This is a genomic window from Caballeronia udeis (assembly GCF_044909315.1).
In the GTDB taxonomy this organism is placed as follows: Bacteria; Pseudomonadota; Gammaproteobacteria; order Burkholderiales; family Burkholderiaceae; genus Caballeronia; species Caballeronia udeis_A.
In genome coordinates this window covers 58,308-84,452 of record NZ_JBIYEB010000027.1, presented here as the reverse complement: position 1 = coordinate 84,452, position 26,145 = coordinate 58,308, and the positions used below count along the sequence as shown (strand labels likewise).

Below are 26,145 nucleotides of genomic sequence, written 5' to 3'. Positions count from 1 at the left end.
ACACATTCCTCAGAAGAGCACGCGCCGCAGATCGGCGAGCAGTTTGGCGAAATGGACGTTGAATCGCGCAGCGGCGGCGCCGTCGATTACGCGATGGTCCCAGGAGAGCGAGAGCGGCAGCGTCAGGCGCGATGTCCAGTTCTTGCCGTCAGCGGAGTGCTGTTTCCAGTAGCTCTTGCATACCCCCATGATGGCCACCTCGGGCGCATTGATGATGGGCGTGAAGTAGATGCCGCCAATGCCGCCGAGCGAACTGATCGTGAACGTGCCGCCCTGCATCTGCTCTGGTTTGAGCTTGCCGTCGCGCGCGAGCTTGGCCAGTTCGCCCATCTCCCGGGCGATATCCGGCACGCTCTTTTGATCGGCATCGCGGATCACGGGCACCATCAGTCCGTTGGGCGTGTCGGCCGCAAAACCAATGTGGTAGTAACGCTTGAGAATGAGCGCATCGCCGTCAGGGCCTTTCTCGAGACTGGCGTTGAACTCGGGGAATGCCTTGAGCGTGGCTACCGCCGCTTTCATCACGAACGGCAGCATGCTGAGCTTGACGCCCGATTTCTCCAGCTCCTTGTTCATCTGCACGCGGAACTGCTCGAGCTCGGTGATGTCGGCCTCGTCGTGGTTGGTGACGTGCGGGATGACAACCCAGTTGCGATGAAGATTGGCCGCCGAGATCTTTTTGATCCGCGGCAACTCGCGACGCTCCACAGGTCCGAACTTGGCGAAGTCCACCTTGGGCCAGGGCAGCAGATCCAGGCCACCAATACCCGCTCCGGCCGGCGCCGCGGCGCCTTTTGCCGTCGCGCTGGACGCGCTGGCCGATGCACCGCCTTTCGCGAAAGCCTCGACATCTTCACGCAGGATGCGGCCGTGTTCGCCCGTGCCCTTGACCTGACCCAGGTCGACACTGAGTTCACGCGCCAGCTTGCGCACTGCCGGGCTCGCATAGGCGATGGCGAAGCGGGCTTCGTCTATGCCGCCAGTCGTGGCACTCGTGACGGCCGCTGCTGCGGGACTCGCGATTGGCGGCGCGGCGGAGACAGGAGCGGCAGCGGCAGCAGGTCCCGCGTCCGTCACCAGCGACATGATGATGCTGCCTTCGTTGACCGTGTCGCCGAGCTTGATGCGTATTTCCTCGACCACGCCGCTCAACGGCGCGGGCACGTCCATGGTCGCCTTGTCGGATTCGAGCGAGACGAGCGGGTCTTCGGCTTTGACGGTATCACCGACCTTGACGTAGATCTCGATCACCGGCACATCCTTGAAATCGCCGATGTCGGGAATGCGCACCTCGGCTCGTCCCGCGGGCGCGCTCACCGGCGAAGGTGGCGCACTGACGCTGGGCTTGACCGCCTCCTCAGGGGACGCGGCGGCGGTGTCGTCGGCGAACTGCATGATCACGCTGCCTTCGCTGACGGTGTCGCCGATCTTCGCGAGGATCGCCTTGACGAGACCGCCGCGCGGCGCGGGCACGTCCATGGTCGCCTTGTCGGATTCAAGCGAGACGATCGGGTCTTCGGCTTTGACGGTATCACCGACCTTGACGTAGATCTCGATCACCGGCACATCCTTGAAATCGCCGATGTCGGGTACCTTGATATCTATTGCCTGGCTCATGTTACGGTATCCTCATCGTCTCAGACGGTCCACGGCGCGGCGCGCTCGGTGTCCAGGCCATACTGCTTGATTGCGTCGGCTACGACCTGCGGTGCGATCACGCCGTCGTCGGCCAGCGACTTCAGCGCGGCCACCGTGACGTAATAGCGATCCACCTCGAAAAAACGCCGCAGCTTGGCACGGTAGTCGCTGCGCCCGAAGCCGTCGGTGCCCAGGACAGTGAACCGGCGGCCGCTGTTCTGGACCTGTTCGCGCACCTGGTCGGCGTAGGCGCGCATGTAGTCGGTCGAGGCAATGACCGGTCCTTCATGACCTTCGAGCTTGCTTTCAAGCCAGCTCTTGCGCGGAGGCTCGGTGGGATGCAGCAGGTTCCAGCGCTGTGTCGCCATGCCGTCGCGCCGCAGCTCGTTGAAGCTCGTTGCGCTCCAGACATCGGCGGTGATCTTGAAGTCGTCCTTGAGCAGGTCGGCTGCGGCCATCACTTCACGCAGGATGGTGCCGCTGCCCATGAGCTGCACCCGCAGTCCCTTCTTGATGCTCGCGCCGCCGTCCTGCAGCTTGTACAGGCCCTTGAGGATGCCTTCCTCCACGCCCGCGCCGGCATCGCCAAGACCGGGGTGGGGATAGTTCTCGTTCATCAGGGTGATGTAGTAGAAGACATCCTCCTGTTGCTCGACCATGCGCCGCAGGCCTTCGCGCACAATGGTCACCACTTCGTAGGCGAAGGTCGGGTCGTACGAGACGCAGTTCGGGATCGTGCCGGCGATGATGTGGCTATGGCCGTCCTCATGCTGCAGGCCTTCGCCATTGAGTGTGGTGCGCCCGGCGGTGCCGCCCAGCAGGAAGCCTCGCGCGCGGATATCCCCTGCCAGCCATGCGAGGTCGCCCACGCGCTGCAGCCCGAACATGGAGTAGTAGATGTAGAACGGGATCATCGGCACGTTGCTCGTGCTGTATGAGGTCGCCGCGACAATCCAGCTCGACATCGCGCCGCCTTCGTTGATGCCTTCCTGCAGCACCTGGCCGTCCTTCGACTCGCGGTAGTACATCAATTGGTCGGCATCCTGCGGCTTGTAGAGCTGTCCCACCGACGAATAGATGCCGAGCTGACGGAACATCCCTTCCATGCCGAAGGTGCGCGATTCGTCGGGCACGATAGGCACGACGTGTTTGCCTATCGTCTTGTCACGCACCAGCGTGCCCAGCATTTGCACGAAGGCCATGGTGGTGGAGCTCTCGCGCGCGCCGGTGGGCTCGAGCAGGCGCTTGAAGGTGTCGAGCGGCGGAATCTGGAGCGAGGTGGAGCGGCGCCGGCGCTGCGGCAGGTAGCCACCCAACGCTTCGCGGTGCGCGCGCAGGTACTTCATCTCGGGGCTGTCTTCCGGCAGCGTGATGAAGGGCATCTTCGCGAGATCTTCGTCGGACACGGGAATCTGGAAACGGTCGCGGAAACTGCGCAGCGCGTCCTGGGTCATCTTCTTCGCCTGGTGGGCGATCATCTGCCCCTCGCCCGACTCACCCATGCCGTAGCCCTTCACGGTCTTGGGCAGGATCAGCGTTGGCTGCCCCGTGTGCTTGACCGCTGCGGCGTAGGCGGCGAACACCTTGTCGGGATCGTGACCGCCGCGCGTGAGACTCCATATCTCGTCGTCACTCATGTCGGCAACCAGCGCAGCGAGTTCCTCGTACTTGCCGAAGAAATGCTCACGGACATACGCGCCGCTCTTGCTCTTGAAGTCCTGGTATTCGCCGTCGACGCACTCTTCCATGCGCTTGAGCAACAAGCCGCTCTTGTCTTTCTCGAGCAGCTTGTCCCAGTCGCCGCCCCACAGCACCTTGATGACATTCCAGCCGGCACCGCGAAAGACCGACTCCAGTTCCTGCACGATCTTGCCGTTGCCGCGGACCGGGCCGTCGAGCCGCTGCAGGTTGCAGTTGATGACGAAGATCAGGTTGTCCAGCCGTTCGCGGCCGGCCAGCGAGATCGCCCCCAGCGACTCGGGTTCGTCCATCTCGCCGTCGCCCATGAAGGCCCAGACCTTGCGCGGTGCGGTGTCGGCAAGGCTGCGGCCCTGCAGGTATTTGAGGAAACGCGCCTGGTAGATCGCCATCAGAGGACCCAGGCCCATCGACACGGTCGGGAACTGCCAGAAGTCCGGCATCAGCCACGGATGCGGATAAGAGGGGATACCCTTGCCGCCGGTTTCCTGCCGGTAGCCGAGCAGTTGCTCTTCGCTCAGGCGCCCTTCGACAAACGCGCGTGCATAAATGCCCGGCGCGCTGTGCCCCTGGATATAGATCAGGTCGCCGCCGTGGGTCTCTGTGGGTGCATGCCAGAAGTGGCCGAAGCCGATGTCATACAGCGTGGCCGCGGACTGGAAACTGGCGATGTGGCCGCCCAGTTCCGAGCTGTCCTTGTTGGCGCGCAGGATGATGGCCATCGCGTTCCAGCGGATGATGGAGCGCAGCCTGTGCTCGATCGCGCGGTCACCCGGAGAGCGTTCTTCCTGTTCGGGCGCGATGGTGTTCTTGTAGGCCGTGTTCAGTGTCTGCGGCACGTACGTTCCATCACGCTGCGCCTGCTCCACTACACGGCTGACGAGGTAGCGGGTCCGCGGAATTCCACGATGCGCCTGAACCGCACGCAGGGCATCCATCCACTCGCTGGTCTCGAGCGGGTCGAGGTCATCGTTAGCGTTCATCTTGTCTCCACTTGTCGTGTCGCGTCCGTGATGGCGCGGCACATTGTCAGGTCAATAAGGCAATGCCCATGCCAAGCGCAGCAGCAATGAAACGTGCAGATCAAGTGATTGATTAAACTGGGGTTGCTACAGGAAATAGGGACGTGTCGGAACGGAGTATCGGAATAGCTGCACGGGTGCCGTCTGGTTTTCCGTGCGCGCGGATCAGGGTAATTGCGGGGCCTCGAAAGACGGCGTCGAAGACATCGTCATGGAAGGATTTTCGTTCGACGCCGGCGGTGACTCAGGAATGCATCCGGATAAATTCACCGATCCTGGGGCAGACCATCTCGCGCCAGCGGCGCCCTGAAAAAATGCCGAAATGCCCGCATTGCGGTGCGGTGAATTGCTGCCGCTTCGCATCCGGAATTGCCGTGCAGAGATCGTGCGCCGCATGGGTCTGGCCGGACCCGGAAATATCGTCATGCTCACCTTCAATGGTGAACAGGGCGACCCCTTCGATATCCTGCGGACGTACGGGTTTTCCACCCACCTGCCAGGTTCCCCTCGGCAGACTGAATTCCTGGAAGACGGTCCGGATCGTTTCCAGGTAATACTCGGCGGGCATATCCAGCACCGCGTTATATTCGTTGTAGAACTTGCGATGTTCTTCAGCCAGTTCGTCCTCGCCCCTGATCAGATGCTCGTGAAATTCCCGGTGACTTTGCGCGTGGCGCTCGGGATTCATCGCAACAAAACCGGCATGCTGCAGGAAGCCCGGATACACCTTGCGCCCAGATCCCGGATGGCTGGGCGGAACCCTGTAGATCACGCTGTTTTCAAACCATGAATAGGTTTTTTCCGTGGCCAGCGCGTTCACCTGCGTAGGCGATCTGCGCGGGTCGATAGGGCCACCCATCATGGTCATTGTCTTCGGCAACTGTGTGTCGCCGGCGCTCGCCATCAGCGCGATCGCCGCCAGCACCGGAACCGTCGGCTGGCAGACCGAGATGACATGCAGCTCAGGGCCGAGCAGCCGGATGAAATCCTGCACGTAGTAAACGTAGTCATGCAAGTGGAATGCACCCTCGGACAAGGGCACCAGACGCGCGTCGGTCCAGTCGGTGATGTAGACGTCATGGTTCGGCAGCAAGCCATGCACGGTGTCGCGCAGCAGGGTCGAATGATGGCCGGACAACGGCGCCACGAGCAGCACCTTGGGGTGCTTCAGTGCGGCCAGTTCCTCGTCGCCCAGATTTTTCCTGAAATGCAGCAGCGTGCAAAAAGCCTTGTTGAGCGTCACCTCTTCTGAAACGGCGACCGTCTTGCCGCCGACCAGTGTCGTGCGAATCCCGAATTGCGGTTTTTCATATTCCTTGCTGAGCCGGTACATCAACTCGTATCCAGCCGCAATATGACGCGCAAACGGAAAGCGTGCCGTTGGTGAGACCGGATCGACCAGCAATTTTGCCCACGCGTGCGCCCACTCGACGAAGGGCGCGAAAAGAGAACGGTTTTGTTCGTGTAATTTATAAAGCATAGTTATCCAGATGAATTGCTGAGAAAGCGTACCCGATCAAATCCCGGGTGATCACGCGGTCAGCGACACGTGCTCCCGCTTGGCGACTGCGCTACGCCGGTAAAGTACTAGCGTGCCAATCAGGCCGCATACGGCAGCGAAGCTCATCCACAAGCCCGGTGCGCCTTTGTTGTGTGTTACCTCGATCAGGAAGGTCGAAATGACGGGAGTGAAGCCCCCGAAGATCGCGGTTGCCAGGCTGTACGCCAGTGAGAATCCGGAGGTCCGCACGTCGACCGGCATCACCTCGGTGAGGGCTACGACCATGGCCCCGTTGTAGCTGCCGTAAAGGAACGAAAGCCACAACTCGGCTATCAGCATCTTCTCGAAAGTCGGTCCGTTCACCAGCCACACCATGACCGGATAGGCGGTGAGGATGGTCAGCAGCGTAAAGCCGATCAGCAGCGGTTTGCGTCCAACACGGTCGGACAGGGAGCCCATCACCGGCAACCAGAACAGGTTCGACACGCCGATGCAAAACGTGACAATCAGGCTGTCCTCCGCCGAGAGCTTCAGCACGCTGCGCCCGAAGGTCGGCGTATAGATGGTGATCAGGTAGAACGACACCGTGGTCATCACGACCAGCATCATCCCGGCCAGGACAATGCCCCAGTTGCGCATCATCGAGCGGAAAATTTCGCTCGCGTTCGGCCGGTGCTTGCGAGCGGTGAACTCCTCGGTTTCCTGCAGCGAACGACGGATCACGAAGAGAAACGGCACGATCATGCAACCAATGAAGAACGGAATGCGCCAGCCCCATGCGGCAATCGCTGCTTGTCCCATGGTGGCGCTCAGTGTGTAGCCAATCACGGCGGCCACGATGATCGCGGCCTGCTGGCTGGCCGACTGCCAGCTCACATAAAAGCCCTTGTGACCGGGCGTCGCCATCTCGGCGAGATAGACCGATACGCCGCCCAATTCCACGCCGGCCGAGAAGCCCTGCAGCAACCGGCCGATCAGTACCAGCAGGGGTGCGAACAGGCCGATGCTCGCGTATCCCGGCACGAAGGCCACCAGCACGGTGCCCATCGCCATGATGGCGAGCGTCGTGATCAGCCCCTGCCGCCGGCCCACCTTGTCGATATAGGCGCCCAGGACAATCGCGCCGACAGGCCGCATGATGAAGCCCGCGCCGAATGTGCCGAACGTCAGCATCAACGAGGCGAATTCGCTGTCGGCCGGGAAGTAGGTTTTGGCGATGTAGGTTGCATAAAAGCCAAACAGGAAGAAATCGAACATCTCCAGGAAATTCCCGCTGGTCACCCGGACAACCATTCCGAATTTGGATTGTGTTGCGCTAGCGTTCGACATTTCACCGTCTCCAGAATCTGATTCTTGTGTCCGGCCGGCATGACCCGCCGCAGGTCATGCCGCTCCGGACATTCGATCACACGTACTCAAGCGACAAACTGGCACTGCGATGCCGGCGTGCGTGTGTCCATGTTGCGGCCGCGGTTCATGTGGTCGTCCACCTCAGCGGCGCAGCCAAGCATGCGGGGGTAGAGAAAGATCGTGAAGGCCGCTGTCTCCAGCGCCGCGCCGGCATACTCGCCGTTGCGGTAGGGCTGCCACAGCATCTTCAGCAGCAACGCGGCAATCACCGCGTCGACGTTGACGCAATAGACGTTGCGCGACACGCCTGCATCGAACAAGGTCTGCACCAGCGTGCCGTAGAACTCGTGGAAGACGTTGTATTCCTGACGCTCGGCCATGAGGTTGTGAATGAAGACCTCGCGCGGATCGTGATTGACGGGTTTGTCCTTGAACACGGGGTGATTGACGCCGGGAATCTTCTGAATATCCAGGCTGCCTGTGTTCTTCTTGTTCGACTTGTAGCGCGCATAGGCCTCCACATATTTCAAGGCCAGCGCTTTCAGGTCCACGCCGTGACCCGGGTCGCCCGGATCGGCCAGACCAGAGTCCCTGAACTGGTCGATCAGGAACGCGATGCCCTCGTAGCCGTTGCCGCCATGGGTGTAACCGGTGTGGGTCAGGAAGCCGATCAGGCCTTTGTTGAGCTGCACGCGCTCCGGGTCTTCGGGGCCGTCGGCGGAGACCGCGCCCTTGGCGCCCTGGGCCGAGATTGTGCCGGGTCCGTTGGACAACAGCAGCCCCACGAGTACCTGGAACGAGAACAGGTCGGCCGGCTTCGGGGTGAAGCCGAGCAGCGCGACGAAGGCCACTTCGCTGATCGGCCGCTGCTGCAGGATATCGGTCGTCGCGATGCCGCAGAAACTGTCGGGCTGGTGCTGGTCCGCTCGCACCGAGGCGCCGATCAACGCGCCGAACAGGCGCATCCACCAAGGCAGGCTCTCGGCGGTCAGCCGCGAGACGCGTTTGCGCATCAACGGACCCCAGGCGAGGGTGGTTGTAATCGCCGCGAGGACAGCGTCGGCGGTGGGGTGGCCGGGCAATGTCTCCAGGTAACGCACGAACACTGATTTCGCGCCGCGTGCGTGCAAGCCCGCGAGCAGCGCTTGCGCGTGGGCGTCGGGCTCGGCGCTGACAAACAAACCAGGATCGTCGATGGTGATCACGCTGGTATCAAAGCTTTCGTCCAGCGCGTCGTCCATGCCGGCCGCGGCGAATGCGTCGATGAATACCCGCGCGGCCTGCCGCGCCTGACCCTGGCAACGCGGCCCGAGGATGCTGGCGGCAGCGGCCAGCACGGTGTTGGGCGCATTGCCGGCGTCGCGTGCAGCCTGTGCCGCAGCCAACGCCGGATGACCGTGCAAGTTGAGGCCGCCGCCAATGGCGACATTGATCAGGCGCCGGTCGTTCTCGCCGCCGGGCTCGTGCAGCAGTGCAAGGCTGACGTTGGCTTCCAGCGGGTACTGCGCGGCGTCGAGCATCGACACCCCGTACAGGCTCGTAACCTGGGTTTTCGCGTCCATCTGCGAGGCGCCTGAGGCGTCCTTCATCGTCTGGCGGGGCGGGACTGCCCCGATCTGCTGGTTCAGCGCCGCGACCTGTTCGTTGTAGGGGGTAGTAGCCTCGACCACGGGCAAGTCGAGGTCAGCCGGCAGCTCCAGGCCATGGCTCGCGCCGAACCACGGTTTGAGCGCGAGATTACCCTCGGACGCGAAGTCAGGGCGGCAGGCGTTTTCTCCCATGACCGCAGTCAGTGCAGCCGGGATGTGGGCGATGTTGGTGACGAGCGCACCCTTGGCCGAGAACACGGGATGCTCCGGCGTGAAGATGCCGTCCACGCCGAATTTCTCCATGAACCAGCGTTCCTTGCTGAGAGCGTCGTCGGCACCACCGGCCATCGCTCCGGCATGTCCGACCGAGCGGGTCAGCTTGGACTTCCAGCGTCCGACCACGCAAGCAACGACGGGCTTGGTGAAGTGCGCATCGAGTTCGTAGTAGCCGCCGGGTTCGACATAGAGCACAGCAGCCTTGCTACGTGCGTCGTTTGACAGGGCGAACGCAAACTCCGGCGCCGCGAAGTGGACGTAGACATCCTTGCCGCTGGAGATGGACGTGGTGGTGCCCCAGCCGGCCATGCGCAGGTAGGTCGCGATCGTGGTCGTGAAATTGCCGGAGTTGGAGAAGATCGCAATGGAGCCCTTGCGCAAGGCCTCTTCCGGATGGTCGCCACCCAGTGCGCCGCCAATGCGAACCTGATTCCAGGAGTCCGCTACACCCAGGCTGTTGCCACCGAAGATGTCGATGCCGTTGGCCTGACCCATTGCCCGGATTTCGCGCGAGTCGTGCACGGCGAGCTTCTCGGTAACGATGAAGATCTTCTTCAACTCCGGATTGACCCGGATCAGTTCGGCCACGCCGTCACGCGCCGCCGCGGGCGGCAGGTAGATCACGCCGCAGTTGAAGCGATGGCCGTCGTTGATGCCTTCGAGCACGTTGTTGTAAACCGGCACTGCGCCGAGCGATGTTTCCAGCACCTGGCCTCGTTTGCCGGGCGCCGTGCCGAACACCACATTGCCGCCCGAATAGACGTGGCCGACGGGCGTGACGTCGCTCGACTCGCCGCCAAGGATGTTAAGCACACAGACCCGATCCTCGCGCGTGGCCACGTGAGCCAGCGAACTCGTACCGACGAAATACTTGAAATCACCTACACCTTGCTTGTACATGACACTCTCCTTATGCGTGTGGCAAGCTTCAGGCGGCTTGGCTGGACGCTAAGCCGAGCTGTGCCGCTACCTGCTCGCGACCGCCGGACTTCATCCACGCATCGACCTTTTTTGCATACAGGACAACCTCGCTCATGTCCGAGTCGAAGCCGAAGAAACGGTAGGGCAGTCCGAGCGCATCGAGCGTGTCGCGCATCGCACCCATGCCGCGTACAAGGTTCGGACCGCCCCGGCCGATCACCACGTACAGGGGCGTGGCTCCATGCCGGCTGAAATGTTCGCGCAGCGCATCTGCCATGGCGCGGAATGTCTCGAAGATGTCGGTGTTGTTCGACTTGCCGCCGATGATGAACAACACGTTGCTCTGCCTGATCCAGTGTTTGAAGCAGATACGTGCCACCTCTTTCATTTTTTCGTAAGGAGGATTGCCGCCGAAGTCCGAGGAGATGATGGCGTCGTCGCCGAGCATCTGGGTGACGAGCGAGTTGGCGCCGCCGCCGAAGGTCGGCGCGAGGATGGTGCCTCCCGAATTGATCACGTAGACGTCGCTTTGGCCCTGGTACGTGCGCAGTTGATTGATCTCCTGCTCGAAGTCGGAGTAGTCGACCGCGAACAGGCTTGCCGGCAGATTCAGCCGCCGCCAGCGCGGGTCGTCGCGGTCGAAGCCGCATTTGAAATCGCAGGCGACGGGCGTCATGCGTCCCTTCTTGTCCACGCGCATGCGGATGGGGTTCAGCTCGAGCGTGGTCATGCCGTAGTCGTGATACAGCTCCCACAGCTTGGGCAGGTGCTGCACCAGCGGCGAGATGATCTGCTTGGGCGCACCTAACGCCGACAGCGCGTTGGCCACGACAAAGGCCTTCAGTCCCGTGAGCGGATCGAAAGGCACTTGCGCTACCTGGCTCCGGTCGAGCTCTTCAATGTCCATGCCGCCATGGTGGGTGAGCGTCATTGTCGGCGCGCGGTAATGCGTCGAGTCTGTAATTGAAAAGTAGACTTCGTGCTCGGCCGGCACGCCGGCTTCGAAGGTCACGCCGTTCGCCTTGGCCACCGTATGCCCGACCCGGTGCTCGACAAAGTACAGGCGTTCCTTTTCCTTCAGTGCGGTTTTCAGGTCGGTTGCCTTGCCGATCAGGCCGGCCTTGCCTTTCTTGCCCACGCCGCCCTTGAACACGGGCTTGATGAAGATCAGGCCGTGTTTGTCTATCAGCGCCTTGATCTCTTCCTCGCTGGCGTCGGGTCCCAGCACTTCGGTGGTGGGGAAGTCGACGAACTGGAGCATCTTGGCTCCGTGCAGCATACCGGTGACTTGCATAGTGAGCCCCTTCAGAAAGGCATTGCGGTGTCTTCTAGGCGTGACGGTGCGATCCGGCGGGCGATGCCCGTATGGATGGCAGTGCCGCGTGCGCCGTGCTGCCGGATCCGGATACGGTCACGGCAATGCGTGTGGGCCGGTGCATGCGAGGAGAGGGCGAAGCCGATGCCGTATGGAGCGGCAGCGGACCGGGAACTGACGATGTGCTCCCGCAGAGAGGATCGAACTCTCGTTGCTCAGGCGTGATCGCGTATGGGCTCTCGCGCTGACTGCAACTATGCGCCTGAACAGGACGCAAGGCATCCGACCACTCGCCGGGCTCGAGTGGATCGAGATCGTCGTTCGCGTTCATCTTGTCTCCTCTTTTGTTTCGCGTCCGTGGCCGGCGCGGAACATTGTCATTTCAGCAATGCAATGGCTATGCCAAGCGGCATGCCGCTGAAATCAGAGGATCAAGTCGTTGATTTGGTTAAAAGAACAACACGGAATTCGGGGGATGCGCGAACGAAATGCCGGAATGGCCGCGCGGCGGTCGTACGGCTTTCCGTGCCAGCGAATCAGGGTAATCGCGGGTCTCGGTCTGGGGTTGGCGGACAGACCCGCTCAACCCCATTGCAGGGTGCGGACGAAACCTCGCCGCGACCCTCCACTGCTATTGCCCAAACATCAGGTCAGATCGCGCCCACCGGTTTCATCGAGCATGGAAACGGCGATCAGCGAAATGATCACGCATACGATCATGTACCACGCGGGGGCCATCGTATCGCCGGTGACCTTGATCAGCCAGGCAACCACCAGTTGCGCCGAGCCGCCAAACACCGACACCGCCACCGCATAAGCACTCGCAAGATAACCCGCACGTGCGTGCTTCGGAAAGTTCTCCGGCATGAGTGCATAGGCGGGTGCCGAACCCATTGTGTAGAACAGCATCAGCAGCATGATCAACGCCACCATGACCGGCAGCGAGGGGAACTGGTTCATCAGCCAGAACGCAGGATAAAGCAGCACGATCAGCACAATGCGCCCGATCAGGATCAGCGGCTTGCGGCGTTGCATCTTGTCGGATAACGCGCCCCACAGAGGACACAGCGTCAGCGAAACGATCGCCGCGCAGATCGACACCAGCATGGAAAGCTTGGCCGGCATCTTCAGGTACTGGATGGAATAGGTCGGGATGTAGTACATGAGTACATAGGTCGCCACCGTCATGCCCATGATCGCGAAGACTGTCAGGAACCACTTGCGCACGAGACCCGGCTCCATGCTGGACCCCGCCGCCCTGGCTTGCTTCGGCGGCTCTTCCACAATGTGCCGGCGCAGATATACGCCGACCGGCATGATCAGCGTGCCAATCAGGAACGGCACTCGCCATCCCCAGTCAAGCAGTTGTTCGCCGCTTAACTGGTAAGTCAGCAATGCTGCAATGCCCGAGCCCATCAGCGCGGCAGCGCCTTGACTCGCCAGCTGCCAGCTAGCCCGAAAACCGCGGCCTTTAGCCGAACCCGTCTCCAGCAGCGTCGCGGTGGCGGCGCCGAATTCGCCGCCCTGCGCGAAGCCTTGCAGCAGGCGAGCAAAGATTATCAGGGCCGGTGCGGCAAGGCCGATGCTTGCATAAGTCGGCGCCAGGCCGATCATGGCCGAGCCGATCGCCATCAGGAAGATGGTCAGTGTCAGCGCGGCACGCCGGCCACGTTTGTCCGCATAGTGACCCAGCACGAAGCCGCCGACCGGACGCGCGACAAAGCCAATCGCAAACGCGGACAGCGCGAGCAGCGTGGAGACAACCGGATCGTGCGCCGGGAAGAAAAGCTTGGCGATCGTCAGCGCGAAAAAGCTATAGACGGTGAAGTCGAAAAACTCGAGCAGGTTACCGATGATCGCGGCAATCACGATCTTGCTTTGCGAAACGGCTTTAGCGGGCTGGGCTGTAATGACTGACATGGAAGTCCCGTGAATGCTTGGGTCTTGCGCACGGCTAAGCGCGATGCCGAGGCATCGCGCAATGCGCAATGCGCAAACTTTAATGGCTACCGAACTGCTATTGATTCACCGGTCTGAAACCTACTGCGCGAGGAAACGCTCGACCAGACGGGTCCAGTAGGCGGCGCCTACGGTGAGGTTGTCGTCGTTGAAGTCGTAGGAGGCGTTATGCAGCATTGGCGCACCTTCGCCGTTGCCCAGGCGCAGGAAACATCCCGGCTTCTTCTGCAGGTAATAAGCGAAATCTTCGCTGCCCGCGATCGGGCCGAAGTTATCGACAACCCGGTCGTCACCTACCAGTTCGCGCGCCACTTGCAACGCCAGTTCCGTTTCGGCCTGGCTGTTGATCACGACTGGATAACCCGGCACGTATTCAATCTCCGCGCGCGCGCCATACGCACCTGCGTGAGCTTCCGTCAGCGCGCGGATGCGTGTTTCGAGCAGCTTGCGGACATCGGGGTCGAATGAACGGACGCTGATCTGCAAGCGCGCCGATTCAGGAATCACATTGGCGGCATGACCCGCGTTGAATGCACCGACCGTGACCACGGCCGTTTGCATGGGGTCGATACTGCGTGCGACCACCGTTTGCAGCGCGGTCACCAGACCCGCGCCGATCACGACGGGGTCCACGGCAAGATGCGGGCGGGCGGCATGGCCGCCGCGGCCGTGAATGGTGATGTTGACCGTATCCGATGCCGCCATGAAGGGGCCGCTGCGGAACATGAATGTGCCCGTGGGATAGCCGGGGTGATTGTGCAGGCCGAAGATTGCCTCGCAGGGGAAACGCTCGAACAGGCCGTCGGCAATCATTCGCATGGCGCCGCTGTCCGCGCCGATCTCTTCGGCAGGCTGGAACACAAGATGAACGGTGCCGTTGAATGCACGCGTGCGGGCGAGGTGGCGCGCGGCGCCCAGGACCATGGTGGTGTGACCGTCGTGGCCGCAGGCGTGCATCAGGCCCGCGTTGCGGCTGGCGTACGGCAAGCCGGTTTCTTCAGGAATCGGCAAGGCGTCCATGTCGGCGCGCACGGCCACGGCGCGAGTGCCCGTCCCGGCCGTGAGCGACGCGACCATGCCGGTTTCGCCCAGGCCGCGCGTCACCTTGTAGCCCCAGCTTTCCAGGTTATGCGCAACGAGGTCGGAGGTTTGAAACTCCTTGTACGCAAGCTCCGGATTTTGATGCAGCCGATGACGGATCTCGCTTAGTTCATCGCGGAGATCGGTGGTGTCGTCTAGCGAGCAAAAAGCCTGGGTATTTTCCATGGTCGTGGGTGTCTCTCTGTAAGAAATCTGATGGGTGAGTATTCTGCTGCAAAATCCGCTAATCAATGACGTTCCCTGGCCGATAATGTTGACCTGGATGTCAACGGGCGACGATATGGCCAAAGACAATACGCCTGCCCGGGAGAATCTGCTTAGCACCCGGAGCCTGCGATATTTGCACGAAATCGACCTGCACGGAGGCGTGCGTGCCGCTGCTGACGCGCTGGCCATCAACGGCTCCGTGATCAGCCGGCAAGTGGCGCAGCTCGAACGCGATCACGGCGTGGTGCTGCTGGAGCGGCGCGGCAGGCACGCGGTGCTGACCGAGATCGGGCTAAGCCTTGTCGAACATTTCCGCGAGAGCAGCCGTCGTGACGCGGACATGCTGGCACAACTGGAAGATTTCAGAAGCCTGCGGCGCGGAAGGCTGGGGATTGGCGTGGGCGAGGGGTTCGTCGAGAACCTGCTCGCCACCGTGCTGGAGGGTTTTAGCTTGCAGTTTCCTGACATCGTGGTGGAACTGCGTAGCGGCGCGACATCTGAAATCATCGCGATGGTCCGCAACGACGACGTCGACCTTGGCTTGTGCGCGGGCGGCGGCAGCGACCCCGCCATACGTTCCCGAACCTTCCGGGCGGCGCAATTCTGTGCGCTCGTCAGTCCACGCCATGCTTTGGCGGGCGAGCGGCGTATCCGCTTTGAGCAGTTGCGCGATCAGCGGCTGATCTTCATGCCCGAGCGCTTTGGCGCGCAGCAATATCTTGACGCCATCATTCGCGCAGAGCGGCTGAACCTGACGCCGTCATACCGATGCGACCTTTTCTCGGCCGCGCAGGCCATTGCCGCAGCGGGACTGGGCGTGGCGTTCATGTCGACGGATGCGGCGCGGCAATATCTCGAAGCGGGGCGTCTGGTTGCGCTTGAACTGGAGCATCCGATTGCCCGCGAATTCAGCAGTCAGGCAATACGGCGCGTTGGCCGGCGCCTTTCTCCCGCGGCTGAATTCCTGTGGCGGCATCTTGTGGAAGCGATGCAGCGGCGATGGGCCGCTGTATCGCCGAAGCAAGGTGAATGAGAGTGGCGAGCGTCGCTCAAGCGGCGCGGATTGAGCGGCCTGGATCATTGCGCTGCAGTACAAGAATGCGCGAAAGCAGTTCGTCGCGATCCATGTAACAGCCTCGCAGAAAGCGTTTTCCGCTCGCCTGGTCGAAGGCTTTGCGAGCATGCATGGTCCGGCGATTATCGAAGCACCACATCTGGCCCGCTTCCAACCTGTGACTCACGATGAATCGCGAATCCCGGGTAAGCGCGGAAAAGTGCCGGTATGCACGATAGAAAGCGCCCATCTCGGAGGCCGGCAAGTTGAAGGGCGCGCGAAGCCAGTTCGCCAGCCGGATTTCACTTACCTCGCCGCGCGAGTCGAGACCGATGACAGGTGCATAACTTCGATAGTCACTCTGGGGCGCCTTGTTCCAGAACTCTACGGGGTGCTCGCACAGCAGGCGGAAGTCTTCGGGTGAATTTGCTCGCAAAGCTGCCGCGATCGCGAATCCATCGACGAAGGTACTTTCTCCGCCGGTGGCGTCGTTGATCAGGCAATGGAGGAACTGCAAACCGGGCTGAAGCTCCCGGGTCGGCAGGTCGGTATGTGCCGGTAATTCCAGGGCCGTGTAGGCATTGCTATCGACTGCTTCAACCTTCGTCCTGACTTTGAAGGTCATGCCGAAATTGCTCTCGCGAATAAACGATATGCGCGTTGCAACGGTTTCCAGCGCCTTGCCGGTTTCAGGCATGCCGGTGAGCAGGGTCAATCCAACGTCGCGCGCTGCAAGCAGCCAGTCGAGCAGGACACGGTCCGACGACATCACGGACGCGTAGTCGAATGTCGGGATCACCAGCTTGCTGTCCCACGGCCGAACGCTGCGCAATTGGGCTGCCCGCTCGCTGCGGGATGTTTCATCGTAGGCATGGGAGCGCAACCAGCCGGCCTCATACAGGCTGCGATGACCGTCGCTCCACTGCACATTCAGTGCACCAGTGACGTCAAGGGAAACGCTTCCGGCCACAAGGTTCTCAGGGGCGTCCACTACTTCGAACATCTGTTCCCGGGTAGCGGGATGGACGCATTGGGAGCACGGGCAATTGTCGCGCAGCCATAGAAAATGGTAGCTGCTGATCCGGGCGTCGTCCCAGGTTGTCTCCACGCTGTCGGTCAGGAGTGTGACGCTCCGAAGACGATGAGCCGATTCGAAGGTTCTCCAGTCTGCGGAGAACGTTTCGTTGGCCGGGCTTGCAACTGCGTTTATGTTTATCTCCATGTCATGGTGTGCGTTCGTCAGGGTCGGGTTGCTATCTGCATGCCCGGATCTTCGGCCGCTTGATTAGATACGTTATCCTGATTGATATTGATTTTTCAATTTTCCGGTGCGTCACGCCGATCCGCTAGTGATTCAACGTCCCAGCCACTCTACGGTTCCTGTTCCAGACTGAATAATAAAAATGCGACCTTGATTGCTAATTTTGCGACAATCGATCATGAACACATGCCGGAGTGTCCGCCTCATGAGCGAACTCATTGTTTTTCTGCTGATGCCGGGTTTTTCGCTGCTCGACTTCGCAGCCATAGCTGAACCCCTGCGATCCGCCAACCGGCTTGGCGGCGACTTGTATCGCTGGAAGGTGCTGAGTGCGGACGGACATCCGGTGCAGGCAAGCAACGGTATGTCGATGGCGGTGGACGGCCCCTTGGCCACGCTTGAGGCGGCCTCGATCCTGTTCGTGGTCGCGGCGTACGATCCCCTGGCGTATCTTGACCGAACGCTCAGGCACTGGCTGAAACGGCAGGCGACCACGGGAATCATTCTCGGCGGCGTGGACACCGGCGCCTTCGTGTTAGCGGAGGCGGGATTGCTGCAGGGATTTCGCGTGACGGTTCACTGGGAGACGGTCGCGGCTTTTGTCGAGCGTTATCCGGCGTTGCGCGTCAGCCGCGAGATTTTCGAGATCGACCGTCAGCGGATCACGTCGGCCGGGGGCACGGCATCGATGGACCTGATGCTTGAATTGATTGCGCGGCGTCATGGGCGGGACCTTGCTGTCCGGGTGGCCGACCAGTTCGTGCTGGGGCAGATTCGTCCGCAGAAGAACCTGCAGCGCGCGGCGCCCGTTGAGCGTTATGGCGTGAACAACACCCGGCTGCTGTCGGCCATTGCGCAGATGGAACAGCACATTGAAACACCCTTGGCGATTGATCTGCTGGCCCGCAATGCCGGCATCACCCGCCGTCAACTCGAGCGGCTGTTCCAGGCCGGCATGGAAGAGTCGCCGGCCGGATTCTATTTGAACCTGCGACTGGAACGAGGTCGCCAACTGCTGCAGCAAACGGACCTCTCCATCATGGAAGTCGGTCTTGCAAGCGGGTTCGAGTCGTCGTCTTATTTTGCGCGTTGTTATAAGAAACGCTTTCAACGGTCGCCGCGCGAAGACCGGCAAGCCAGAGCGGGAACCATGAACCCGTAAGCCACGGGACGCTCAAGCTACTTGAGCCACATCGCGCAGGAACACGGGGAGATCGGTGGCCTGTGGCGTGACGCCTGCCTGATACATCATGTCGCCGACAAACCCCCGGTGATAAGTGCCGTGATTGACCACGTGCAGGATCATTTCATTGCAGGTCATGACACCCTCGCCACCGCCAATGAACTTGAAGTGGATCGACCGGTCGAGATCCTCGGCGGATAGACCCTCGGCAAAATCGACATACCACTGGTCCATTGTCCGGACCACGTTCCACAGTTCATCAAGGGAGGGATGAGTCGGTGTGTTGCGCGCCGGGTAACCATGATCGCGTCCTTGAAGATGCGCCTGGAACACGGCGTCTATGACGTAGATGTGGTTCAGCGTGTGCACCATGTTTCCGAAGCGCGTCTGCCGTGGACGGATAACCTCTTCATAAGGCATGCCCCTCAGCATGGAGAAGAGGAGCTCGTTGGCCCATGCTTTGTAGCGGGTCAGCGTTCGGACGGTCTTGTTGGCGGCAGTCATGGTTTGCTTCCATGGAGGGAATCAGATGGCATGGCATCGGGCGGAATGACATGGTCCAGATTATCCGCTAACGAATCGGCCCACCATATACAGTGACTGGGTGAGCCGCCGGATCAGTTCCAGCCAGGCGCGGCAAACCGGCACCTGCTTCAGAGCGGCACGACATCGTGAAACTTGCCGTAGTCGAGATGCGTCTCACCGTTCCGCTCGAACAACAGGTCGACGTAAGCATGCTGCCAGAGGATCAATTCCGGCGGCCATGCATAACGTGCCTGCATGGGCTGCGCGGTGGTTTCGTCCAGGCCTTCCACCATCAGCATCAGCTCGGCGTTGCTCGCTTTGAGCGACTCCAGCGTCTGGCCAAAGAGCGGGCTTTCTTCATCGATGACATGCATGAGGCTCCACCCGAGCAGGAAGATCGGATGCTGTTCGCGGATCAGCGGAAGGTCATGCACCTTACGAAGATAAAACCCTTCGGGACTGGTCTCCGAACGCATCAGCCGCATCTTGGCCTTCGCTTCCACAATCACGTTCTGACGCGCATTGGCGGCGCGGACCATGAGTGTCATCCGGCCGTCGATAGGACGCACCACCGCCCGCTTGGCAAACAGGATGCGCGCGTGGGGTCGTGAAAACCGCGCGAAGATCATGCCGGTCGTCAACGCAATGCCTGACATGCCGACGAAGATCTCGAGCGTGGCAACGCTGTGGCCGTAGATGGTATCCGGGTGCATGTCGCCGTAACCCACCGTTGCAAGCGTCTCCACGCTGAAGAAGAATGCGCCTAGCAGACCCGGGGGAGACTGGTTTGCAATAGCGTGATCTCCCAGCAGGTACAGCAACGCGAACCCGAAGTTGAGCAGGAGAAAGAGCAGGGCCGCGACCGCGAAGAACAGCGCCCATCCGGCCGTCAGTGCGATGTGATAGATGTCCTGCCAGAAGTAGGTCCTGAGGCCATGCGTGATGACATGACGGTCTTCACCGAGCGCCAGCCGCCGATGCGGTCCCTCAGGCTCGAATGCCTCATCGGATGGCGGCTGCGTGGTATTGGATGGCATCGTTGAAATGGCTCTGGAAAGGGGGGCGGGACAACTCACGCGGCACACGTGCGGATGTTCAACCCGCGTGGGTCTTATACAAGTTTCGTGAAACCGTCGGCGCTCCAGCGTTCGCTCCCTACGCCGTGATGAACGAAGAAGAGGCCATCGGGATCATACCGATCCTTGACCGCGAGCAGCCTGCTGTAATTCGTGCCCCAGAAAGCCCGCTGCCAATCCGCGTTGAAGAAATTGCTTTCGGAGACGTAAGAACCCGGGTCCGGAACCAGCTTGCGCACTTCGTCCATCGCGCGCCCGATGGACTGCGCGCTCCTGCGCGCCAACTCGCTATCCGGCTCGTGGCCCTGAATGCCCGGATAGGCGGGCGGACCCTCCGCCCCGGAGATAAGCAGCGCGAAGGCCTCCAGCGCGGCCGGGTTCGTGGCGGTGTCCCTTGCTGCAGCAATGGCCTCGCCCGGCGCACCCGCCAAGCCTTTGTTGACGTGCAGCGACACCGTCCATTGGCGGCTTGCGGCAAACAGCGTGTCGGCCAGCGCCTGACGCTGGCCATCTTGCAGCAAGGCTGCAGGGAGCCAAGCGGACTCGTAGCCGTGCAGCACTTGTCCCGCCTCGCCCTGATTGCCCGTCCAGAAGACATTGTCCTTGGGTGAGTCCGGCCGGTCGTCGGTGCTCATGAAACCGAGGAGCCTCTTGAACAGCGTGGGAGCCCAGAAACTGCGGGCCGAGAGGGCCGCGATCTTCAGTGGCGAGAACTCGACCTTGAAGTCGTCAGGGGATGCGTCAAGCGTATCCATGAACGGTTGCCATACCGCTTGTGCTTCGCTGCGGCTGAGTCCCTGGAACACCATCGAGATCTTGAGGACGTTGTTGCGGCGCAGCGTGATCTGTTCGCCCCAGTGCGGGTTCAGCAGGTTCTGCCGATAGAAGTCGATGATCACGCCAACCAGCCGGCGGAACGCAGGCGCCGACGTGGCCTTGATCGTCATGTTCACCGCGCCGAAGGTCTCGGGCAGTTCGTGGACCCGCAGCGTGAGCCGGGTGACCACGCCCAGGCTGCCGCCACCGCCGCCTTTCAGCCCCCAGAACAAGTCGGGATTCGTGCAGGCATTGGCGATCCGCACCACACCGTCCGCCGTGACGACTTCTGCTTCGAGCAGGCTTCCCGCGGCCATTCCGTAGGCCTTGGAAAAGCTGCCGAACCCGCCGCTCTGGATCAGCCCGGCCACGCCGACCGTCATGCAGCCGCCGCCTTGCACGTAGCCGCCTGCCTGGGTGGTGACCGCATCGTAGACGTGCGCCCAGAGCGCGCCGGCCCCGACCGTCACTGCCCGCACCGGCGATGCGTGACCCTCGCATCCCGCGCCGACGAACGCGTCCCGGAGGGTGATGTCGTTCATTTTTCGTGTCCAGACCAGCAGGGAGTCCGGCGCATTCGATGTGCCTTGATAGCTGTGGCCACCGCCCTTCACAACCAGCCGCAGATTGTTCTGGCGTGCGAAGTTGACGGCGGCGACGATGTCGTTTGTATTGCGCGCAGCCACCGCATAGACGCTGGGTTTCGATGTCCACGCGTCAACCCAGCCGAGGGTTTGTGTCAGGCCGACTTCGTCGCCCAGGAAATAGGGGTTCTTGAGTTCCTTGAACAGTTGCTGGCAGCCGGCGCTATCGGGCGAGTTCCGGCAAGCCAGCAAGGGCGACTGCACTTTGACGAGTGCATCGCCGACTTGCTGGCCCAGTTCGTTCCATTGCGCCCCGGATGGCCAGCGCGGATCCCCGGGACGCACGCGGGCAACCGCACTGGATGCTGCTGCCGCGTGTATCGGTTTCCAGACGCCCGACAAAAATGAAAATCCCGCTGCGAACTGCAAAAGACGCCGGCGTTTCCAGGACGGCGGTTGGGTCGAAGGTTTCATCGGTGGCCGTGAAATCTCAGAGTGGTCGCAACCGTGACGTTATCCCGCCTGACTACTGTTGTGCACGCTCCACGCCACGAAAATCGTTTTCCGCGTCGATCATGCGGCGCTTGAGCAACGGTACATTGTTCACCACGCGCAAACCGGTGCGCATTGCGCCTAGCGCCACGCGCCCGACCACCGGCCGATGTATCGCGCCGCTGGCGTCGAACTGTTTGCGCGACTCCACCACTGCGTGGAAGCCGTATTCGCGCATCTGCGCCTCGTAGCCGGCAACCGCCTCGCGGCCCGACAGCTCACAGCGTTGCGCCGCGCCCAAGCGGGCGGCCAGCAGTGCTGCGTCGCGCAACGCGGTGTTGGCGCCCACTCCCCGGCCGGGTGTCATCAGGTGCACCGCGTCGCCCAGGACGGTCACGTTGGTGGTGGGCCACGCGCCGACGGGGACCGAGGTGCGGACATCGACGGCAAAGGCGGTGCCCGGATCGGACGCGCGGATCAGCGCGCGCAGATTCGGATGCCAGCCGTCGGTGATCTCGGTGGCCAGCGCGAGCAGCGCGGGTTGGCCGAGGGCTTTGGGATTAGCCGGCAGGTTATGCAGCGCACCCCATACGCCCCACATCAGATAGTCGCGGGTGTTGTCGAAGAGCAGGCCGGGCCAGCGCGCGATCAGCTCGGCGTTGCTGCTGCCGATGCCCTCCTTGAGACCGTCCGCACTCCACGGGAATTCCATTACATGCACGATGGCGCCGAAGCCCTTCGGCGCGTTGATCAGCGTGATGCCGTCCAGCACCTTCGGCGGCAGCAGCGCGCGCGATGCTTCGCTCATTGGCACCTTGGCCGCGATGCTGACAATGCCGGTGTTGTCCAGCCGCGCTTCGGGCAGCAGTTGCCGGCGCACCTTCGAGCGCGCGCCATCGGCCCCGATCAGCAGGTCCGCCGTGGCTTGCGTGCCGTCGTCGAAGAACGCGGTCACGCTGCCGTTGGCGTGCTGCTCGTACCGGGTGAACGTCTTGTCGAAGCGGAGGTGCTGTTCCAGTCCGGTCATCAGCACCTGCCGCAGCGTCATCCGGCTAACGGATTTGCCGCCGCTCATGGACTCCTCGTCGAGCGTGACTGACAACAACTCGGTCAAGCGTTCCGTCAGGATATTGAAATGACGAGGCGTACGCGCGCATGTGGCGACGAAGGTAGCGAACAGATCGGGCGGCAAGCAGGCCTTTAGCGATGCAACGCCATGCGCATTGATGCCCAAGCGATAACCCTGCAAACCATCGGTCCGCGTCCGGTCGCGTTCATAGAGGGTTACGTTGACGCCCGCACGCTTCAGGCCATGCGCAAGGCATAACCCCCCCGTGCCGGCGCCGATGATGATGACGTTCATGGGTTCGCGGTTCATGTCTTCGTCTCCTTGTCCGTGGTGGGCGTGTTCAGTTTGTACGAGCTCGCGTCGGCGGGCGCAAAGCGCTGTGCGATTTCCTCCAGCCACGCCGGGCTCCAGGTAAGGGCGCCGGCCTTCAGGTCAGCGGCCACGCTGCGCACCCAATCCAGTTCCGCCACGAGTTTCGCGCGTATCAATTCGCCCTCGAGCAGGAATAAACGCGGCACTTGTACGGCTTGGGCGTGCTCGTCTACCGCGTCAAGGCGAGCCAGTTCACGCTCCAGCGCACCGGTGCGTGTAACGAGTTGCCGGCACACATCCTCCGGCGTCAGCACGGGCAGAAATGAAAGCGCTGCCGGGAAGGCCGGAAACTCGTGCGCAGGTTGAGCGAGCTGTTCGCGCAGCCAGAGCCGGGCAGTGTCGCGGCCCGCCTCGGTGATCTCGTAGACCGTGCGCTCAGGAAATGTACCGTCGCGCTCGGTCTCGCGCACGGCTATCAGGTCGCCGCGCATCAAACGATCGATCGTTTGATAAAGGCTGTTGCGTTGACTGACATTGATGACCTCGTCCTTGCCACGTGCCTTGATGAGCTGCTGCATGCGGTAGGGATGCATGGGCGCTTCAGTCAGCATGGCAAGGACGGCGAGGGCAAGCGGGGAATAACGGGTCATGGGTATCGATTAGTCTTAATGTATCTAGTCATAATATAACTAGTTTTGCGGGATTGGCAAGCGCGGAGTTGAACGCGGTTTGGATGAGTGAGGGAGCGAATGACGTGACAGGGTCCGGGTGAAACTCCCCGGGTATGCCTGGTGTCAAGTGTGATGAAAGACTGCCGGGACAGGATGCTTGTCTTTGGCGGCTTGAGCTATGTGCTGTCGCTTGGGAGACGCCAGGAGAAAGGTCTGCCCGGAATGCTTAGAAGGAAACGCAAGCGTGGCTCTTGATACGGAGCACGGATTCCTGGCTAAAGCGCGACTTGTAGTCGTCGGCGATCGCGCGCACTGCAGCTTCGCTAGGCGGGTCCTTGGGATGTACCAGGCGGAGTACAAACGAGGCTTCGTGGACGATGGTGCTATCGGCGCCTTTCCATTGTCCGGATGCCTGCCAGACCGTCAGCCCTTGAGGAAACCGGGGTGTCACCGAGGTTCGCAGGAATTCCGTCCACTCAGCGGATGTAACAACGCCAGCCGGTTTGGCGGTGCCGAAAATCATCACGTCGTCGACTGCGCGCTCCTCGCCCGGCGCGCAACGGCTTTCCTGCACCGCGGCACATCCATACATGGCAAACAGGGACGCGAGGACCACTGCGGTTCGAAGGCGGGACAAGGGCAGCGTTGTCATCATTTGCGCAGGTTAACGACCACTATGCGACCACTATGGAGGGGCAGGCTTGGCGGCTGCTACTGACCGGCCGCTGCCCAAAGTAAAGAGAGACCGGATGACAACATGAGTCCGTCAACAAGCAATTTGAATGTCGATGGCGCCATGCGAACGACGATCGACTTGGCGAAAAATGATCCGGTCATGAGCGCCGCTCCCGCGATCAGCCCCTGGAACACGACGCCCGCCGGCAGCGCGCCAAACTCCTTGAACGCAGCGATCTTCGTGCCGTACACGGCGAGCGATCCGGCGGCTTCGGTGGCGAGGAAAGCGCCTCGTTCAAGACCGTAAGACGTGAAAACAGGCACCGTGATCGGACCCGTGGAGACAACAATGCCGGTCAGGAATCCAACCGGGCCGCCGATCAGCGCAAGGTGCAAAAGGCTGAACTTCACCGAGCGCCGTGCAAGCCATCGCCGGGTGGGGATCATGGCTACAAAGAATACGCCCAGCGCTATTTCGACAGCCCGGGCAGGCAACGCCAACAGCGTGTGAACCCCCAGCGCCGCGCCCGGAACTGCCGTCAGGCAATAGGCGCCGCACGCACGCCAGTCGATCTCTCTCCACCACGCGGCGATCTTGCCGAGATTCCCCATGATCGCGCCAATTGCCATGATGGGGACGGCCTGCTGGGGACCAAAGAAGATCACCAGGACCGGCATCAGCATCATGGACGATCCCGTGCCAATGATGCCGCTCAACATGCCGGCCGCCACGCCGACGGCTAAAACAAGGACGTATTCCATGGCTCGCGTCTCTTTAGCGATTATTTGAATGAGCGACGTTGAAGAAATGCGACTAGCCGGTATTGCGCACGCCGTATGGTACGTGAACTTTTCGCACCTCGCGGCTAGCGGCAGAAGAGGATAAAGCGCGTTCTTGATATTTTCCGGCGCCAAGCGGCTCGCTTTAAGCAACGCTGGCGGCCAGCATTCCGCGTTAGCGGCACAATGCCGGAAAGCGCTTGACTTAGAGTGCGCTCTAAGTCCTACCATGCTCTATGTCGAAACGAGAATGCAGCCATGAAGATAGGTGAGATCGCCGAACAGACGGGCCTGACTGCCCATACGATTCGCTACTATGAACGGATCGGATTGCTTCCGTTCGCGCCGCGCGACAGCACGGGTCAACGGGTCTATGACGCTTCCATCCTCACATGGATCGAGTTCCTGGGCAGGCTTAAAACGACCGGCATGTCAATTCAGGAAATGCTGCGTTATGCCGGGCTTCGCGCCCAGGGTGTCGCGACCGAGGAAGCGCGGTGCAAGCTGCTGACGGAACATCGCGATCAGGTCCGGCTGAAGGTAGCGGAGCTTCAGGCATGCCTTCTCGTCCTCGACAACAAGATAGCGGGTTATGCCCATACTCAACGGAGGACTGAAAAATGCAAGACACGATCGAACGCCAGGCGGGTCAGGAAAGCCGCCTAGAACGGGGCAAACGGGTGTTGTCGGAAATCGATGGGAAAGCGGGGGAGAAGGTCATCGACTCGCTTGCGGATATTGCGCCAGACTTTGCGCGCTATCTGCTCGAATTTCCATTCGGCGATATCTATTCGCGGCCGGGCCTGGATATTCGTGCCCGCGAGATTGCGACCATTGCCGCGCTCACCGCGTTGGGCAATGCAACGCCCCAGCTCAAGGTCCATATTGCCGCGGGGCTCAACGTGGGTATTAGCCGCGATGAGATTGTCGAGACCATCATGCAAATGGCGGTGTACGCGGGATTTCCGGCCGCGCTCAATGGCTTGTTTGCCGCGAAGGAAGTCTTTCGCGATCACGTTTGAGCGGGGTCGTGCAAGCGCCCATGCGCGAAGCCTCAATCCGGTCGCTCA

Annotated in this window: 21 protein-coding genes; 4 read left to right on the top strand and 17 right to left on the bottom strand. The window is 61.5% G+C overall.

Features of this window, described 5'->3' with window-relative positions; all coding sequences use genetic code 11:
• Positions 1 to 9 precede the first annotated feature (9 nt).
• From ABH944_RS33315 to ABH944_RS33275, 9 genes are all read right to left on the bottom strand, one after another.
• Positions 10 to 1,617, bottom strand: a complete 1,608-nt coding sequence (locus ABH944_RS33315; protein WP_404611619.1) for a dihydrolipoyllysine-residue acetyltransferase — start codon at positions 1,615 to 1,617, stop codon at positions 10 to 12.
• A 20-nt stretch (positions 1,618 to 1,637) separates the two neighbouring features.
• Complete coding sequence (gene aceE, locus ABH944_RS33310; RefSeq protein ID WP_404611618.1) at positions 1,638 to 4,319, bottom strand: pyruvate dehydrogenase (acetyl-transferring), homodimeric type; 2,682 nt, start codon at positions 4,317 to 4,319, stop codon at positions 1,638 to 1,640.
• A gap of 283 nt (positions 4,320 to 4,602) precedes the next feature.
• The gene (locus ABH944_RS33305) at positions 4,603 to 5,838 is read right to left on the bottom strand and encodes a polyhydroxyalkanoate depolymerase (protein WP_404611616.1); all 1,236 of its coding nucleotides are present in this window, start codon (positions 5,836 to 5,838) and stop codon (positions 4,603 to 4,605) included.
• Positions 5,839 to 5,889: 51 nt separating this feature from the next.
• Complete coding sequence (gene tcuC / locus ABH944_RS33300) at positions 5,890 to 7,188, bottom strand: MFS transporter (protein ID WP_404611614.1); 1,299 nt, start codon at positions 7,186 to 7,188, stop codon at positions 5,890 to 5,892.
• A gap of 86 nt (positions 7,189 to 7,274) precedes the next feature.
• Positions 7,275 to 9,974: a CoA-binding protein gene (locus ABH944_RS33295; RefSeq protein WP_404611612.1), complete on the bottom strand. Its 2,700-nt coding sequence runs from the start codon at positions 9,972 to 9,974 to the stop codon at positions 7,275 to 7,277.
• Positions 9,975 to 10,002: 28 nt separating this feature from the next.
• Positions 10,003 to 11,289, bottom strand: a complete 1,287-nt coding sequence (locus tag ABH944_RS33290; protein ID WP_404611611.1) for an ATP citrate lyase citrate-binding domain-containing protein — start codon at positions 11,287 to 11,289, stop codon at positions 10,003 to 10,005.
• 34 nt (positions 11,290 to 11,323) lie between these two features.
• Positions 11,324 to 11,641, bottom strand: coding sequence for a hypothetical protein (locus ABH944_RS33285; protein ID WP_404611609.1), 318 nt, complete (start codon positions 11,639 to 11,641; stop codon positions 11,324 to 11,326).
• A 314-nt stretch (positions 11,642 to 11,955) separates the two neighbouring features.
• Complete coding sequence (locus tag ABH944_RS33280) at positions 11,956 to 13,230, bottom strand: MFS transporter (protein ID WP_404611607.1); 1,275 nt, start codon at positions 13,228 to 13,230, stop codon at positions 11,956 to 11,958.
• Positions 13,231 to 13,350: 120 nt separating this feature from the next.
• Positions 13,351 to 14,535: a M20 aminoacylase family protein gene (locus ABH944_RS33275; RefSeq protein ID WP_404611606.1), complete on the bottom strand. Its 1,185-nt coding sequence runs from the start codon at positions 14,533 to 14,535 to the stop codon at positions 13,351 to 13,353.
• A 115-nt stretch (positions 14,536 to 14,650) separates the two neighbouring features.
• Here ABH944_RS33275 and ABH944_RS33270 point away from each other — a divergent pair, with 115 nt between their 5' ends.
• Positions 14,651 to 15,610, top strand: coding sequence for a LysR family transcriptional regulator (locus ABH944_RS33270; protein ID WP_404611604.1), 960 nt, complete (start codon positions 14,651 to 14,653; stop codon positions 15,608 to 15,610).
• A gap of 16 nt (positions 15,611 to 15,626) precedes the next feature.
• On the opposite strand, the gene ABH944_RS33265 is transcribed toward ABH944_RS33270, so the two are convergent.
• Entirely contained in the window at positions 15,627 to 16,853 is a 1,227-nt protein-coding gene (locus tag ABH944_RS33265; protein WP_404611602.1) for a gamma-butyrobetaine dioxygenase, read from the bottom strand.
• Positions 16,854 to 17,097: 244 nt separating this feature from the next.
• Here ABH944_RS33265 and ABH944_RS33260 point away from each other — a divergent pair, with 244 nt between their 5' ends.
• Complete coding sequence (locus ABH944_RS33260) at positions 17,098 to 18,054, top strand: GlxA family transcriptional regulator (RefSeq protein WP_404611601.1); 957 nt, start codon at positions 17,098 to 17,100, stop codon at positions 18,052 to 18,054.
• Positions 18,055 to 18,066: 12 nt separating this feature from the next.
• Here ABH944_RS33260 and ABH944_RS33255 read toward each other — a convergent pair whose 3' ends face one another.
• From ABH944_RS33255 to ABH944_RS33225, 7 genes are all read right to left on the bottom strand, one after another.
• A complete protein-coding gene (locus ABH944_RS33255; RefSeq protein WP_404611598.1) occupies positions 18,067 to 18,579 on the bottom strand; it encodes a DinB family protein in 513 nt (170 codons plus the stop codon).
• A gap of 149 nt (positions 18,580 to 18,728) precedes the next feature.
• Entirely contained in the window at positions 18,729 to 19,637 is a 909-nt protein-coding gene (locus ABH944_RS33250) for an ion channel (protein ID WP_404611596.1), read from the bottom strand.
• Positions 19,638 to 19,711: 74 nt separating this feature from the next.
• Positions 19,712 to 21,550: an FAD-binding oxidoreductase gene (locus ABH944_RS33245; protein WP_404611594.1), complete on the bottom strand. Its 1,839-nt coding sequence runs from the start codon at positions 21,548 to 21,550 to the stop codon at positions 19,712 to 19,714.
• 52 nt (positions 21,551 to 21,602) lie between these two features.
• Complete coding sequence (locus tag ABH944_RS33240) at positions 21,603 to 22,946, bottom strand: FAD-dependent monooxygenase (protein ID WP_404611592.1); 1,344 nt, start codon at positions 22,944 to 22,946, stop codon at positions 21,603 to 21,605.
• The gene (locus ABH944_RS33235; protein WP_404611591.1) at positions 22,943 to 23,599 is read right to left on the bottom strand and encodes a PadR family transcriptional regulator; all 657 of its coding nucleotides are present in this window, start codon (positions 23,597 to 23,599) and stop codon (positions 22,943 to 22,945) included. The genes ABH944_RS33240 and ABH944_RS33235 overlap by 4 nt, the downstream gene beginning before the upstream one ends.
• 247 nt (positions 23,600 to 23,846) lie before the next feature.
• On the bottom strand, positions 23,847 to 24,257 hold the full coding sequence (locus ABH944_RS33230; RefSeq protein WP_404611589.1) for a DUF3574 domain-containing protein: 411 nt from the start codon (positions 24,255 to 24,257) through the stop codon (positions 23,847 to 23,849).
• A 74-nt stretch (positions 24,258 to 24,331) separates the two neighbouring features.
• Positions 24,332 to 25,057, bottom strand: coding sequence for a sulfite exporter TauE/SafE family protein (locus ABH944_RS33225; RefSeq protein ID WP_404611587.1), 726 nt, complete (start codon positions 25,055 to 25,057; stop codon positions 24,332 to 24,334).
• Between the two features lie 276 nt (positions 25,058 to 25,333).
• On the opposite strand from ABH944_RS33225, the gene ABH944_RS33220 reads away from it, so the two are divergent.
• Together ABH944_RS33220 and ABH944_RS33215 are read left to right on the top strand one after the other, a co-directional pair.
• Positions 25,334 to 25,741 (top strand): MerR family transcriptional regulator, encoded by a 408-nt coding sequence (locus ABH944_RS33220; RefSeq protein WP_404611585.1) that lies wholly within the window; start codon positions 25,334 to 25,336, stop codon positions 25,739 to 25,741.
• On the top strand, positions 25,696 to 26,097 hold the full coding sequence (locus tag ABH944_RS33215) for a carboxymuconolactone decarboxylase family protein (RefSeq protein ID WP_404611583.1): 402 nt from the start codon (positions 25,696 to 25,698) through the stop codon (positions 26,095 to 26,097). The genes ABH944_RS33220 and ABH944_RS33215 overlap by 46 nt, the downstream gene beginning before the upstream one ends.
• Positions 26,098 to 26,145 lie beyond the last annotated feature (48 nt).